The organism is Methanothermobacter sp. CaT2, from assembly GCF_000828575.1.
Classification (GTDB): Archaea; Methanobacteriota; Methanobacteria; order Methanobacteriales; family Methanothermobacteraceae; genus Methanothermobacter.
This window is the reverse complement of record NZ_AP011952.1, coordinates 275,832-290,544: the sequence shown is the minus strand read 5'-3', so window position 1 is coordinate 290,544 and position 14,713 is coordinate 275,832. Positions and strand designations below refer to the sequence as shown.

Sequence of the window (14,713 nt, the reverse complement as noted above, 5' to 3'; positions counted from 1 at the left end):
TCCTGTAGGCACAAACTGAATCATCTAGATCATGAGATCATACAATAAGCCATGCTGATAAAACACGTACTGATATCAAACTTCATAGCCGGACAGGGATTAATATGAGAGATATGGATGTAGCTGTAACCGGAGGACTTGGATTTATAGGTTCACACCTCACAGATAAACTCCTTGAGATGGGAAACCGTGTCACCGTAATCGATGACGTCTCAACCGGGAGCCCTGATAACCTGAGGGACCCCCACCATGAGGACCTGGAGATAATTAAGGGGAGCATAAATGACCTGGACCTTGAGCCGGTATTTCAGGGCAAGGACTACGTCTTCCACCAGGCAGCCCTGGCCAGCGTTCCTGAGAGTGTGAGGGACCCCCTCAGGTGTCACCGTGTCAATGCCACAGGGACCCTCAGGGTGCTGATGGCCTCCTGGAGGGCGGGTGTACGGAAGGTTGTGAACGCATCAACCTCCGCTGTCTATGGGAACAACCTGGAGATGCCCCTGAGGGAGGACGCCAGACCAATGCCCCTATCACCCTACGCAGTGTCCAAGGTGGCAGGTGAGTACTACTGTCAGGTTTTCGAGGATTACGGCCTTGAAACCGTATCCCTCAGGTATTTCAATGTCTACGGGCCCCGCCAGAGGCCTGATTCACAGTATGCAGCGGTTATCCCGAGGTTCATCGACGCCCTCCTCAGCGGCAGGTCACCTCAGATCTACGGTGACGGAGAGCAGAGCAGGGACTTCATATACGTTGGTGACGTTGTGAGGGCCAACATCTTCCTGGCAGAGTCCAGTGGATCCGGTGTCTACAACGTGGCCGGTGGGAGTTCCGTTACAGTCAACAGACTCTTCGATATAATCTCAGGGATCCTTGAATCAGATGCAGAACCAGAATACCTTGATGAGAGGCCCGGAGATGTGAGGCACTCCCTTGCTGATACGTCCCGTCTCACTGCAGCAGGTTTCAGGCCAGAGGTTGGACTCGAGGAGGGGCTTATGAGGACCATTGAGTGGTTCAAAAAAGCCAGCAAATCTTTGACTTGTGAGGACCGTTAAGTGGTTCAGAAAAGTAGATCATGGAATCCTCATATCAGTGGTTGAGATGAGTCATGCAAGAATCCTCGCAAGGAACACAGTATTCCTCCTGGTGGCCACACTCTTCACAAACCTGGCGGCCTTCGTATGGAACGTCTACCTTGCAAGGTACCTTGGAACCGCCGGTTTCGGTATACTATCAACTGCACTTGCCCTTACCGGCATATTCAGTATACTTGCAGATCTTGGTATAGGGACCTACATCACCCGGGAGATTGCAAGGAACCCCGCAGGGGCCGGGGAGCTTGTGGCGGCGGGTCTCGGTAACCGTATCATCCTCTCATGCATAGTATTTGTGCTGATACTCCTCTTCCCCCTCATAGGGCTGTACAGTGGGACTGCAGCTACAGTAATCGTTTTCATAGCCGGGTACATGCTTCTGAGTTCCTTCAGCTCATTCTTCAACAGCATATTCCAGGGCTTCCAGAGGATGGAGTACCAGACAGTATGGAACATCCTCAACAGCATCTTCATACTTGTGGGTGTCCTTGCCGTTATCTGGCTGGGTGGGAGTGTTGTGCATGTTGCAATTGCATATCTCATTGCAGCCGCCCTCTCACTTGTATACTCCACTTTAATATTCACCCGTCGTTTCTTCACCCCCGGTTTAAGTTTCAGTCGCGGAATGATCAGGGAGGCCATCCCCTTCGGGATAACGAGTGTATTCTCTCTGATATACTTCTGGATAGACTCCGTGATGCTCTCCCTCATGAAGGGTGACGTCTCTGTGGGTCTTTACAATGCACCCTACAGGCTCCTCACGGTCATCACATCACTTTACGGTGTCTACCTCACCGCTGTATTCCCTGTGATGTCCAGGTTCCACGTTGAAAGTGAGGATTCACTGCGGTTCACCTACATGAGGTCCCTGAAGTACCTCATAATCCTGGCCGTCCCCCTGATCTTCACGGTATTCGCAGTTGCAGGACCCATCATAGAGCTCATTTTCTCTGCAGAGTACCTCGAGTCAGTCCCGGCCCTCAGGGTGCTCATAACCGCAACCGCCTTCATGTTTGTGAATGGCTTAAGCTCCAGCCTCCTGGGGTCAGCCAACAGGCAGATCACGGTCACCAGGATCACAGGCCTTGCAGCCCTCTTCAATGTGATCCTGAACCTCATCCTCATCCCCCGCTTTGACTTTATGGGTGCAAGTGTTGCCACAGTAATGACGGAGGCCCTCATGACGATCCTCTTCCTGCGGGCTGTGCGGGATCTCGGTTTTGGTCCGGCATGGAGGGACCTGCATGTCGCCTGGAGGATCCTCCTCCCTGCCTCGGTTTCAATCGTCCTCCTTCTAATACCCGCAGGTACAATCTTCAGGGTCCCCCTTGCCCTGGGCGCCTATATGGCAGGGATACTCCTGACGGGGGCCCTGGACTCTGTGGACAGGGATATACTGAGGTCAATCATCAGGGGCTAAAAATTCTAAAAGATGAGTAAATCAGGACCTCACATCCAGAACATATACCAGACAAACCACAAACAAAGAATCAGGCCCTCACATCCCAGAACATACACCAGACAAACCACAAACAAAGAATCAGGCCCTCACATCCAGAATATATGATCTAACCTCATCAAATATCTCAGCTGCATAGCAGGACGAGAATATGGCTCCCAGTGCTGTTACCACCCAGAAGGATATTATACGGTCCACCAGGGCGATGCTCCCGGCCAGGAAGTCCGGGACCCCGAATATTACAAATAATCCCGTCATGGAGACCTCCATTGAGCCCATACCACCGGGCAGGGCAGATAGTATACCCACAAGGTTTGCCAGGAGGAATATTATTATAACCGCGTAGAAGGCGATCTCCACCCCGAAGGCCATGAAGACCAGGTAGAGTCTGAGACACTCCATGAGCCAGGAGAGGAGTGAGAGGATGAATATGACTCCAAGGGAGGTGAAATTTGAGTATGATCTGGTGTAACCTATCATGCCCCTTATCCCGGAGGTTAACCTTGCATAGAGGTTTTCAAGTGTCTCCTCGGAGATGGGGAGTCTCTCAATGACCCTGTGTATCCTCCAGTAGATCCTTAACCCCTTCTCCTCCCTCCAGTTAACAAGGTAGATGAGGTAGGTTATGAGGACAGATAGAATCGCCCCGAAGAGTGCGATTATCCTTATCATGGGGACCATCACTGCCGCCAGTAGAAGCAGGGCACCACCTATCCCGAGATCAAAGAACCTCTCAGTTAAACCTGCTGAGAGGCCCTCTGAGAGTTCAACACCATTCAGCTTTTTACCTGCAAGGGCATTCATAACCTCGCCAGCACTCCTCATGGGGCTGAGGTTACCTGCGAAGAGGCCGATGGTCTTCACCATGAAGTTGACCCGCATCCTCCAGGGCTGGCCTATAATGAAACCCCAGCGGAGGGCCCGCACAGCCAGAACCCCGAGGTGGATGAGGAGTGCAATGGCCATGATCATCCAGTTGGCCATGCAGACTGCCCCGATGATCCTTGAGGGGCCCATCCATATTATGAGGGCCAGGATGAGAAGGATACTCAGTGCAAAGAAATAAAACCTTTTCATGGAGTCCATCTCCTGATGTGTTAAGGTGATGGGAAGCAGCTCTCCCCCATCAGCCCCTGACGCCGGATACCCTTCTGATGAAGAGCCTCACTATGAACCTGATGTACTGGAGGACGTCCCCGACACCGATGTAGGACTTCTCATCACCATAGGTGCAGGTGATGGGGACCTCGGCTATCCTCAGCCTGTGCCTTGAGGTCTCACATATTGCCTCTGATTCATAGACATAGTCATCGTAGGGTATTTCAAGTATCAGGTGGGCGTACCTGGCTGATATGGCCCTGAAGCCGCTCTGACTGTCTGTGATCCGGTACCCTGTGGCCAGTCTCAGTATCCATGTGGTTATCCTGTTCGATAGCTGCCTGTGGAGGGGCATGGTGTCATGGTTATTCCTTATGAACCTCGACCCTATGATGAAGTCACCGCCGTTAACTGCAGATGCAAGTTCAGGTATCAGGGAGGGGTCGTGCTGGCCATCGGCGTCCATGAATACTATGACGTCGTAGTCTCCCTTAAGGGCCTCCCCTATACCCGTCTTGAGGGCTGCCCCCTTCCCGAGATTTTTGGGGTGGCTGATGACCCTTGCACCTGCTTCCTCACCAAGGGCTGCAGTCCTGTCTGTGCTGCCATCATCCACCAGGATCACGTCACCATGTTCAAGGGCGCCCCTCACAACGGATTCAACTGTCCTCTCCTCATTGAATGCCGGTATCACTGTCACTACCCTCAACTCAAACACCCTCCAGCGAAGCACATGCTCATTCATCTCGCTCCACAAGTTCTCTGAGGGTCTCCTCAAACCTGTCGGTGATGGTCTCCCAGTCATTTGACTCCACGAAGCGCCTTCCCCTCTGGCCCTCCTCCCTGAGCCTATCTGCAAGTTCCACTGCAACGTCAAGGGTCTCCTCTGGCCTCTCTATGTAGTGGATGCCGTTGCCCTCACCGAACTCCATGTATATGCCCGGCAGCCTTGTGGCTATGACCGGCTTTGCCATTGCAAGGTACTCGTAGAGCTTTATGGGGACTATGTCCTGCATTATCTCCTCGTCTATGTGGGCGGGGAGTATGCAGATGTCAGAAGCCGCTACAAATTCAGGTATCTCACTGTAGGGCTGTCTCCCTGTCAGTATGAGGCTGTCCAGGTTGTTATCATCCCTTATCCCTTTAAGGTCCTCGTATGCGTCTCCATCCCCTACAACCATAAGCTTGATGTTCGGGTATTCCCCACGCCTCTCTGCCATTGCTGCTGCAAGTTCCCTGAGACCGGAGAAGTTGTAGAGGAATCCCATGAAGAAGAGGAGGATGTCATCATCCCCGACACCGTACCTCTCCCTTATGCGTGAACCGTCAAGGTCCGGGTCGAATTCTGCAAGGTCTATGCCCGCGTCTATGACCTCCGTCCTCCTGGCCCCCAGTTCAGCTGCCAGCTGGTCGAGCTTCCTGTTGATGGTGAGGACAAGGTCTGACCTCTCGATGGTCTTCCTCATGAGCAGCTTCCCCAGACCCTGAAAGGCCCTCTCTGGTATCAGGGTGTAGAGTACGTCGATGAGGTAATATACGAAGGGTATGCCCTGCCTCCCTGCTTCGATTGATGCTATGAAGGAGTTTATGAGACCAAATCCGACCACAAGGTCTGGTCTGAACTCCCTTATCTGCCTCCTTATCTCCCTCCCATGGGTGAAGGGTATTGAGAGGTAATCCAGTACCGGGACCCTGAGGTGGGCTGGTCTTATCACGTCCACACCGGCGTCCTCCCGGACCTTCTGGACCCCCAGGTAGACCCGGCGGGGGTTCAGGATGCTTCCCCCCTCCTCCTTCCTCCAGTCTATGGGGTAGTCTATGACCCTCACCTCATGACCCCTCGCAGATAACCTGTCAAAGAGGTGGTGCTGCTGGTGGGGGTTCCTTTCTATCCAGTCCGATTCCTGTACAACCAGTATCCTCATATGCGATCAGAAAAAGAAGGTTTTTTGATTAGAACTCTGCGCTCTTCCTTATGAGCTCCCAGTTCTCTGTGAACCACCTGTGGGTCCTCTCAAGTCCCTCCCTGAAGGATACCTGTGGCTCGTAGTCCAGGAGTCTTCTGGCCTTATCGATTGATGACAGGAGCCTTGTCTTGGCGTCCCAGTCCCTCCTCGGCCTGTAGACCACACCTGCAGGGTTTTCTGTGAGCTCGTTTATGATACCCGCCATCTCTATGACCTGGTGCTCGGTCCCTGAGCCAAGGTTGATGGCCTCGCCTATGGCCTCCCTTCTGACACCCATGGCCATGAGCCCCCTGACTATGTCCTCCACGAAGGTCCAGTCCCTGGTCTCTGAGCCGTCCCCGGTTATGGGTAATGGTTGCTGGTTCATGGCCCAGTAGAAGAAGTTGGGGATGACGTTACGGTACTTCCCTGGCACCTCACCCGGGCCGAAGACGTTGAAGAACCTTGCATTGACTATGGGCATCTCGTAGAGGTTGTGGAAGTAGTTGGTGTACAGTTCACCGAGGAGCTTGGTGACCTGGTAGGGGGTGTGCAGTGATATTGAGATGTCGTGTTCCTCAAAGGGTATCTTTGAGTCCAGGCCGTAGACACCGCACCCTGATGATGAGTAAACGAAGCGCTCAACACCCACAAGCTGTGCATACTCAAGGACCTTCAGTATGCCCAGCCCGTTGACCAGGAGGTCCTTCTCCGGGTTGTCAACACTGTTCTGGTTTGCAAAGTGGGCTGCGAGGTGGAAGACGTAGTCCGGCCTCTCCTTGAATACCCGTTTAAGGACCTCATCGTCGAGTATGTCGCCCTTAACGAATTCTATGTTCTCATATTCCGGGATGTTCCACTCATAGCTTGATGAGAGATTATCCAGTATGATCACATTGGCCCCTGCCTTTGCAAGGTTCCCTGTGAGATTGCTTCCAACGCATCCAGCTCCACCTGTTACAAGAACACATTTACCATCATAAGCCCTGAATTCATCCATAATCAATCACCTTCCATCAGTAGATTCTGCAGTCACCTTCCATAGTGGATGATCATCCTCCTCATGGAGTCGAGGATGATGCCTGTGAATATGAAGAAGGTCCCGAAGAGTGTGAGCATCACCGCCACGATGGTGGGACCCATGTTCACACTTAAACCCGTTATGTAGTCCCTTATGAACATTAAACTTAGGATTGCCCCTGTAATCCCTATTATGAGGCCCGGGAGTGTGAAGTAGTAGAGGGGGCGCTTGAGTTCAAGGTCCCCTATGATCCTAAGGAGCACCGATACACCGTGGCTTATGGGGTTCCTGGTGGACCCATCCACATCATACCTCACTCCGACCTCCACCTCCACTATCCTGAGGCCGGCCTCGGCGGCGTCTGCAAGCATCTCGCTTTCAACCACGAAGCCCGGGTCCCTGAACCTGAAGTGGGGTATGCTGGCTGATGAGAAGGCCCTGAAGCCGCTCTGGGTATCGGTTATGTCCAGGCCCGTTGATATGTTGGTGGCCCTGTCAAGTATCTTCTGGCCCACCCTGCGGTACCTTGGGGTGTTCTCGTCCCTTCCATGGAGGTAGCGGCTCCCGTTCACAACGTCGGCCTCCCCCCTCAGTATGGGCTCCACGAGTTTAGGTATCTCTGCAGGGTTGTGCTGTGCATCAGCGTCAAGGGTGACTATTACATCTGCATCTGCAGCCTCAAACCCTGTTTTGAGGGCTGCACCCTTTCCCAGGTTCCTGTGGTGCCTTATAACCCTTGCGCCTGCCATCTCAGCCACGTGGGCTGTCCTGTCAGCCGACCCATCATCAACAACGATAACCTCATCAACGTGTTCCCCTGTGAGGAGCACAACTGAACCTATGGCAACCTCCTCGTTGAAGGCAGGGATGACCGCGACTATCCTCATTTTCAGTCCTCTATCCTGTAGTACCACTTCATCCACTCGACTGTACGCCTGATACCCTCCTCGGGGGGTACCTGTGGGTCATGTTTGAGGTCCCTTATGGCCTTTGAGAAGTCCATGGTCTTCACCTTTGTGGTGAAGGGCTCTGACTCCCTGTAGGTGACTATGGAGTCATCTATCCCCACAGCCTCAAGGACCATGTCTGAGTACTCCTTGATGTCATGCTCCCACTCGGTTCGCCCGCCGACATTGTAGACCTCCCCGGGGATGAAGTTATCCACGATATTGGCGAAGGTCCTCACGGAGTCCTCCACGTAGTCGATTATCCTCTTATGGCCCTTATAGACGGTGTAGGGCTTCCTGTGTAGTGCATGGTAGATGAATATGGGTATGAAGCCCTTGTAGGGTGAGTACTTCTCATGGGGGCCGTAACAGTTCACCGGCCTCACACGGACAGTCTCTGTGCCGAACATCTCTGCAGAGTTCATGCACATGAGTTCACCGGCCCACTTGGTTATGGCGTAGTCATTCATCTGGTAGGTGTCGCTTATGGGGTTTTTGACCATCACATCCTCACTCATCAAACCACTGTAGTCCCCGTAGACCTCTGCTGAGGAGAAGAATATCATCCTGAAGCCAAGCTTCTCCTGCATCCTCAGCATGTGCTTTGTACCTATGACGTTGGTCTTCCAGAGGTTCTCATAGTAGTCCTCACCGTTCCATCTCCCGTACTCTGCGGCCAGGTGGTATACGTAGTCGAATTTATCTTCCTCAAAGATCCTCTCAACCTGCCTGTACTCCCTGACATCGGCCCTCATGTAGTCCTCGCGTTCTGTGTGCATGAGGTCAACCGCAAGGACCTCATGGCCCCTGTTCCTCAGTTCATTGACAAGGTTTGTACCTATGAATCCGGCGCCACCGGTCACGAGTATTCTCTGAGTTTCCATATTAGCATCACTCCCTATTTTGGATGATTTCCTGTAAGAATAAGGGTTTTCCTGGTAACATTATTCATGATATGAATGAATAAAGATTTCCTTCCCACAATATACGATTCAGAGTATATCCTAGTTTAACTCAAACTAGTTATTGAACTCGCCATATAAATAGTTTCAATCTGTTAAGCGAATCCATCCCTCGCCAGAGAGAATCACCTCAACATCCACTGAATCCTGTACCGGAGGGGAAGGATCCCGGCATATCTACTGAATCTTCCTGGCAATGGAACCCCATCCCTTGAATATATGACCCTGTAACCTTCAGGCAACTCTGTTTTACCCGTCCAGAATATATAGTAGTCAGGGTTCACTTCATAGAAGTACTTGAGGCTTAACTCCCTACGCTGTGGGTGGATTATCCTTGTGAATACATAGTCTCCAAGGTACCATGTGAAGGCAGGGCCCCTGTCAGCAGCTATGACCCTGTCCCTGTAGGAGGGATCATGGTTCATGAGCCAGGCGGCCGCCTCCCTCTCACCCTTAACTATCCCATATTCCTGGGGCATCCCTGCAGTGTAATGGATTGCCGAAGAGACCATCAGAAGGGTGACTGCAATGGACAGAACCGTCGATGCCCTCCTGGATCTCATCAAAGCAGATAAATTGTTCAGTGAAAGGGATATGGCATAGGCAAGGGCTGGCAGGACTGTTATGATGTACCTGTCAGCCTTTACAGGGTGAAAGCTGTGCATGTAGAGGTAGGCCAGGACCCAGGCAGCCATCGCAAGGTTCATCTCAATGTTATCAGTGTTCCCCTTATCCAGAGGATTGAAAGTGCCCAGAGGAATATGAGGACCTCGCTAAGTGCAAAGGATATCCTTCCAAAGGTGAATATGAGTGCTGCAGATATTACAATGAATATAATCTTTCCCCTGAGGTTATCGGTTGATATGAGGTCCCTGTTCCTCCATATAATAATCAGTAAACCTGCTGATATGAGGGCCAGTATTATGAAGGCGATTGGTGTCTGTCCTGAAAGTGAGGGGTTCAGTACCCTGAGGTAATCCTGTGAAGGCATTGCTGAGATGTACTCTGGAAGGTGCTTGAGGTAGTAGAGGCTGTCTGTGCTGTAGCCAGGATTTATGGATGTGGCTGAACCGGTGACTGTGGATGAAACCTGTTTTGTGAAGGGTAGGGGTGTTCCGATGTTTCTGTAAAAAAGTACCCGAATGGGATGTAGAGGAGGACCCCAAGGCCAATTCCCCTGCCTATGTCTGGCAGCTTTAACCTGAGGGATGGGTCAGTGAGTATTATCACTGCAAGTGGGAGCAGCATAGACCCGATGTATATCTTGTGAGAAATGCTGCCATTGCAACCGGAAATGCAAGGTAGTAGAATCGGCTGTCACGCCTCCTTGCGATGAGTGCAAGGTAAACGGCCCATATAGAGAGGGAGATGGCCGGGACATCCAGGGCCCCTGTGGCTGCCCATGAAAGGACCAGGCTGAAGGATGCGAATGACAGGGCCCCTGCAAGGCTCTCCATTTCACTGAATCTCAGCTGGAGGAGGAGGTACATCCCGATGATACCTGCAACATAGAATGCCGCTGCAAATACAGTTATTTCACCTCCGAATCCTAGTCTGAAAAGGAAGGCCAGCACCGCAGGGAAGAATGTCACCTGTGAACCCGACTCTGAAAAGTAAGGCCAGTACCGCAGGGAAGAATGGTGCTAGGTAGAGGGCGTCGCCGGGTCCAAGGTGGGCCATTTTCATGGCATTGTTAACATACAGGAAAATGTCCCAGTAATAGATCCCTATACTGCTCTGGATAAGGACAAGGATAACGGCCATGAAGACCGAGAAGATGGCAACAACTGAAATGAACCTTCTATCATATGACATGATCGATACCCCTTGCACCAAATAACTTCAATCAACTTCCATCAGTGCATATCATTAATTGGCTGGACCCATATAAACCTCTGCATAGGTGCTCCACCGGTTTCAGTGTCTGGAAGCCTTATGGGTGACCTCCAGGTAAATGTCCTCAAATGTCTCTGATATTGATTCAAGGTCAAACTTCTCTGCCGATGGATTGAAGGAGTCGCGTTCCTTCAGGACCCTGATTATGGCATCCCTCAGGTCCCTGGCTGAGGGCCTCGCTATGATGCCATCACCGGGATCCATCCACTCAGATATCCCGCAACTTGAAGTTACGACAACCGGGGTGCCGCAGGCAATGGCCTCTGCAGCGGAGTTCCCGAAGGATTCATACCTTGATGCCGATGGCAGCACAAACACATCGGCGTCCACATAGGCCTCAAGTTTATCCATTTCATAGAGGGGACCTGTCAGGAGAACCCTTTCACCGATTCCCAGTTCATCTATGAGGCCCATGAGCCTTTCCAGGTAGTGGTCATCAGGTCCCGTTATGACCAGAACTGTGTCTTCATCCATGTCCCTGAAGGCCCTGAGGAGTATGTCGAGACCCTTTCTTTCATGGATCCTGCCCAGGTAGAGTATGATCCGCGCATCTTCAAGACCCCATTTCTTCCTGAAGAGCCCCCTGGATGGTCTGTGAGGGATATCGACCGGGTTAGGTACCTTCACTATGGCCTCAGCGTCGAGTTTAGGGTAAACCTTCCGGTAGAAACCTGACTCCACAGTGGATGTTGCTACTATCCGGGACGCCCCGTACATTATCCGGTTACCTGCAATGAAATCGAATACTTCCTTGAGGGTAGCCCTCGACATGGTCGGGACGGAGCCGTGGGGCTGTACAATGTAGGGTACACCTGCACGTGATGCCAGTGTGGCTACAACGGCTGCAAGGAAGGTTCTGTGCTCATGGATATGAACAACATCAAATTCCCGGATCTCCCTCCAGGCAACATAGGGGAGTTTAAGTGGTACCGGGAGGTTCATATTCCCTGCCAGGTACATTGAAAGGTTCCTGAAATAGTAGGTCCTTATGCCATCAACATCGAGGGGCCTGTTAACCTCGACGTCAAGTCGCCTCTTGAACCCATCTGTTGTGTAGACCGTGACCTCATGTCCAGCAGACACCTGCCTCGATGCCAGGTCATAGACTGAACGGGGAGGACCACCTGCCTCCCATGAGGGTTTGAAGTATGGTGTTACATGAAGTATCCTCAATCTTATAAACCTCCTTTTCCGGGGCCCGCTTACCAATTACAATTAAATAGTATGCAACATAAATCTGGTCTAGAATTGTTCTTATCTACATTTAAAGGTGATTCTTATTAGGGTTATTATTCTTGCTGCAGGAACCGGAAGCAGACTTGGGCATGGAATACCCAAGGCACTCGTGGAACTCGGAGATGGAAAAACGATAATGGATCAACAGCTCGAAAATATAGCACAGATAACGTCAACAGAAAACGTGAGGGTCGTGCTGGGCTACAGGGGCCATCTCATAGAGGAGAGGTACCCCAACCTTGAATTCGTCTACAACCATCGCTACAGCGAAACAAACACCTCCAAAAGCCTTCTAATAGGGCTGGAGGACATGGATGAGGATGTGATCTGGATGAACGGGGACGTGGTCTTCGACCCATCCATCCTCAAAATGATATGTGAGAAGCCGGGCGAAAACCTCATCTGCGTTGACAACAAGAAGGTGGGGGAGGAAGAGGTTAAATACAGCCTCGACAGTCAGGGATTCATAAGGGAACTGTCCAAGAATGTCACGGACCCCCTCGGGGAGGCTGTGGGAATAAATCAGGTCTCCAGAGAAACCATTCCCATGTTGAGGAATGCCCTCAGGGAATGCCAGGATCAGGACTACTTTGAGAGGGGAGTTGAAATTCTCATAGAGAACGGGGAAACCTTCAGACCACTCAACATAGGCGAAAGGTTCTGCATAGAGGTGGACTTCCCTGAGGACCTCGTGGAAGCCAGAAAATATTTCATGGAGAACCATAAATGATGGTCACAGTCATTGGAGCAGGGAGCTTCGGAACAGCGATAGCACAGGTCCTATCATGGAATGCTGAGAGGGTCCGCCTCATGGCCCGGAGGTTCGAAGTTGTGGAGAACATCAACAGGATGCGCGAAAACAGCGCTTATCATCCTGGAGTGAAACTGAGGGGTAACATAGAGGCGACACTCATGGACGGTTCCGTGCTGGAGGAATCCGAGTACGTATTCATGGCCGTGCCATCAGGGAACCTCAGGAGCATCGTAAGGTCAATGAACAGCAGCCTTGAGGATAAGAAGATAGTATCCTGCATAAAGGGAATAGAGCACCCAGGCCTCAAAACCATGAGCTCTGTTATAAGGGAGGAAACAGGGTCCAGGACAGTATTCAGCATATCCGGTCCCAACTTCGCCGACGAACTCATAAGGGGCATGACGTCCGGGATAACAGTGGGTGCCAGCACCAGATATGCGAGGGAAATTGCAGGGCTTCTGAAGTCTCCCCGCATAATCCTCGACCACTCAGAGAACGTTGAGGGTGTTGAATTCTGCGGGATACTCAAGAACGTCTACGCCGTGGCCATGGGTATACTCGACGGACAGATAACAGGCGAGAATCACCGCCACTCCCTCCTGACCCTATGCTTCAGGGAGATGAACCTGATACTCAATGAGATGGGGTACGGTGAACTCCATGACAGGTTCTGTGGATTTGGAGACTTTCTCCTCACATCAACAACCGATAAGAGCCGTAACCGCACCCTGGGGCTCATGCTGGGTAAGAAGATGAGACTCAGCGAGGACTCCACCATAACCATAGAGAGCCTCAGGGCCATAAGGGCCATAAGGGAGCTGACAGAGGGTCTTGAGCTGCCGGTCCTTGAAATGGTATACCGGACCATGCAGGAACCTGAAAACGTCAACCTCTACATAAAGGAATTCCAGAACAGGATATCCAGACCCGAATTTTAGGTAATCAGGAGTTTATTTCGATGAGTATCCGGGATCTCATGGGACTTATCAGGTCAGAGGAGTACAGGGTTCTCGCCGAGAACTTCCTCTCACTTTCAACCCTCCAGGTGCTTGTCTACATAATACCCTTCATCACCCTCCCATACCTCACCAGGGTTCTGGGTGTCTACAACTATGGCCTTGTGAACTTTGCCATCGCATTCAACACCTACTTCATCATCATCACCGATTACGGTTTCAACCTTTCTGCTGTGAGGGAGATATCGGTGAACAGGGAGGATCCGCACCGTGTATCCGAGATATTCAGCTCCGTCATGTTAATCAAGGGGATCCTTGCAACCCTGAGTTTCTGCCTGCTCCTGCTCGTCATCCTTAACATTCCCCGTTTCTCGGTTAACTGGCAGGTCTATATCTTTGCCTTTGGACTTGTTATCGGGAATGTGATCTTCCCGACCTGGTTCTATCAGGGCATGGAGCGGATGAAGTACATAACCGTCCTTAATGTCCTCACGAACCTCATATTCCTTGCAGCCATATTCATATTCATAAGACGTCCATCCGATTACCTCTACGTACCCCTTCTCCAGTCCATGGGGACCCTAACCGCCGGTGTGATTTCTCAGTGGATTATAAGGGCCCGCTTCAATGTAAGGTTCCATTTACCACCCCTGAGGACGGTTTACGAGACCTTCAGGGACAGCACCCAGTTCTTCCTGTCAAGGGTCTCTGTTTCGATCTACACCAGTAGTAACTCATTCTTCCTGGGTTTATTCGCGGGTAACACCGCAGTGGGGTACTACTCCGCTGCTGAGAAACTCTACACTGCTGCTCAGGGCCTCTACAGCCCTCTGATGCAGGTAACCTATCCCTATATGGCCAAGACACGTAACAGGGCATTCCACAGGAAGGTCCTGCGCTACTCCCTCATCCTCAACACCATCCTCTGTGGTGGGATAATCCTCTTCGCGCCCACCATAATAGGAATACTCTTTGGCCCGCAGTACATGCCAAGTGTCAACGTCCTCAGGTTACTTGCCGTGGCCCTCATGGTGGTAATCCCCTCGATACTCCTGGGCTACCCCTTCCTCGCCGTTCTTGGACAGCAGAGGTACGCCAACGGCAGCGTGATAATAGGTTCAATTGTGCACCTGATAATGCTCCTTGCAGTATCGGCATTCATGAACATATACATCGTTGCATGTCTCGTGATAATAACCGAAACCATAGTCCTGGCAATAAGGGTCTACGGGATCAAAAAACATGACCTCTGGTAGATGACTCCCGCAGAGAACCGTCAGAGAAAAGGAGGGGTGCCAGCAAAACTCTATAAAAAAATAAAATTACATGCATTTCCTATTT

The 14,713-nt window shown here is 51.5% G+C and carries 16 protein-coding genes; 5 read left to right on the top strand and 11 right to left on the bottom strand.

The features are described from left to right. The first annotated feature begins 104 nt into the window (after nucleotides 1–104). Nucleotides 105–1,058, top strand: a complete 954-nt coding sequence (locus MTCT_RS01610) for an SDR family oxidoreductase (protein WP_048175251.1) — start codon at nucleotides 105–107, stop codon at nucleotides 1,056–1,058. 46 nt (nucleotides 1,059–1,104) lie between these two features. After that, nucleotides 1,105–2,517 (top strand): flippase, encoded by a 1,413-nt coding sequence (locus MTCT_RS01605; RefSeq protein WP_048176508.1) that lies wholly within the window; start codon nucleotides 1,105–1,107, stop codon nucleotides 2,515–2,517. A 120-nt stretch (nucleotides 2,518–2,637) separates the two neighbouring features. Here the strand turns inward: MTCT_RS01605 and MTCT_RS01600 are convergent, their stop codons facing one another. The 11 genes from MTCT_RS01600 to MTCT_RS01545 all read right to left on the bottom strand — a co-directional run bounded on the left by MTCT_RS01600 (nucleotide 2,638) and on the right by MTCT_RS01545 (nucleotide 11,599). Further along, nucleotides 2,638–3,633, bottom strand: coding sequence for a UPF0104 family protein (locus MTCT_RS01600; RefSeq protein ID WP_231855322.1), 996 nt, complete (start codon nucleotides 3,631–3,633; stop codon nucleotides 2,638–2,640). Nucleotides 3,634–3,682: 49 nt separating this feature from the next. Beyond that, the gene (locus MTCT_RS01595; RefSeq protein WP_231855390.1) at nucleotides 3,683–4,354 is read right to left on the bottom strand and encodes a glycosyltransferase family 2 protein; all 672 of its coding nucleotides are present in this window, start codon (nucleotides 4,352–4,354) and stop codon (nucleotides 3,683–3,685) included. Between the two features lie 37 nt (nucleotides 4,355–4,391). Next, nucleotides 4,392–5,579 carry a glycosyltransferase gene (locus MTCT_RS01590; RefSeq protein ID WP_048175249.1) on the bottom strand — a complete coding sequence of 396 codons (1,188 nt, stop codon included), beginning with the start codon at nucleotides 5,577–5,579 and terminating at the stop codon, nucleotides 4,392–4,394. A gap of 28 nt (nucleotides 5,580–5,607) precedes the next feature. Further along, complete coding sequence (locus tag MTCT_RS01585; protein ID WP_048060801.1) at nucleotides 5,608–6,600, bottom strand: NAD-dependent epimerase/dehydratase family protein; 993 nt, start codon at nucleotides 6,598–6,600, stop codon at nucleotides 5,608–5,610. 32 nt (nucleotides 6,601–6,632) lie between these two features. After that, entirely contained in the window at nucleotides 6,633–7,508 is an 876-nt protein-coding gene (locus MTCT_RS01580) for a glycosyltransferase family 2 protein (protein ID WP_010876013.1), read from the bottom strand. Nucleotides 7,509–7,510: 2 nt separating this feature from the next. Next, on the bottom strand, nucleotides 7,511–8,452 hold the full coding sequence (locus tag MTCT_RS01575; RefSeq protein WP_048060800.1) for an NAD(P)-dependent oxidoreductase: 942 nt from the start codon (nucleotides 8,450–8,452) through the stop codon (nucleotides 7,511–7,513). A 203-nt stretch (nucleotides 8,453–8,655) separates the two neighbouring features. Beyond that, on the bottom strand, nucleotides 8,656–9,237 hold the full coding sequence (locus MTCT_RS01570; protein WP_048175248.1) for a hypothetical protein: 582 nt from the start codon (nucleotides 9,235–9,237) through the stop codon (nucleotides 8,656–8,658). Next, nucleotides 9,234–9,521 (bottom strand): hypothetical protein, encoded by a 288-nt coding sequence (locus MTCT_RS01565; protein WP_048175247.1) that lies wholly within the window; start codon nucleotides 9,519–9,521, stop codon nucleotides 9,234–9,236. The genes MTCT_RS01570 and MTCT_RS01565 overlap by 4 nt, the downstream gene beginning before the upstream one ends. Nucleotides 9,522–9,756: 235 nt before the next feature. Next, nucleotides 9,757–10,122: a glycosyltransferase family 39 protein gene (locus tag MTCT_RS01555; protein ID WP_158498089.1), complete on the bottom strand. Its 366-nt coding sequence runs from the start codon at nucleotides 10,120–10,122 to the stop codon at nucleotides 9,757–9,759. Further along, nucleotides 10,067–10,345, bottom strand: coding sequence for a hypothetical protein (locus MTCT_RS09275; protein ID WP_048175244.1), 279 nt, complete (start codon nucleotides 10,343–10,345; stop codon nucleotides 10,067–10,069). The genes MTCT_RS01555 and MTCT_RS09275 overlap by 56 nt, the downstream gene beginning before the upstream one ends. Before the next feature lie 102 nt (nucleotides 10,346–10,447). Then, nucleotides 10,448–11,599 (bottom strand): glycosyltransferase, encoded by a 1,152-nt coding sequence (locus tag MTCT_RS01545; protein WP_231855321.1) that lies wholly within the window; start codon nucleotides 11,597–11,599, stop codon nucleotides 10,448–10,450. A gap of 97 nt (nucleotides 11,600–11,696) precedes the next feature. Here MTCT_RS01545 and MTCT_RS01540 point away from each other — a divergent pair, with 97 nt between their 5' ends. The 3 genes from MTCT_RS01540 to MTCT_RS01530 are packed head-to-tail and all read left to right on the top strand — an operon-like array spanning nucleotide 11,697 to nucleotide 14,628. After that, nucleotides 11,697–12,392, top strand: a complete 696-nt coding sequence (locus MTCT_RS01540; protein ID WP_144245646.1) for an NTP transferase domain-containing protein — start codon at nucleotides 11,697–11,699, stop codon at nucleotides 12,390–12,392. Then, a complete protein-coding gene (locus MTCT_RS01535) occupies nucleotides 12,389–13,354 on the top strand; it encodes an NAD(P)H-dependent glycerol-3-phosphate dehydrogenase (protein WP_048175242.1) in 966 nt (321 codons plus the stop codon). Before MTCT_RS01540 ends, MTCT_RS01535 begins: the two co-directional genes overlap by 4 nt. Nucleotides 13,355–13,374: 20 nt before the next feature. Beyond that, nucleotides 13,375–14,628 carry an oligosaccharide flippase family protein gene (locus tag MTCT_RS01530; RefSeq protein ID WP_052457299.1) on the top strand — a complete coding sequence of 418 codons (1,254 nt, stop codon included), beginning with the start codon at nucleotides 13,375–13,377 and terminating at the stop codon, nucleotides 14,626–14,628. The last annotated feature ends 85 nt before the right edge of the window (nucleotides 14,629–14,713 follow it).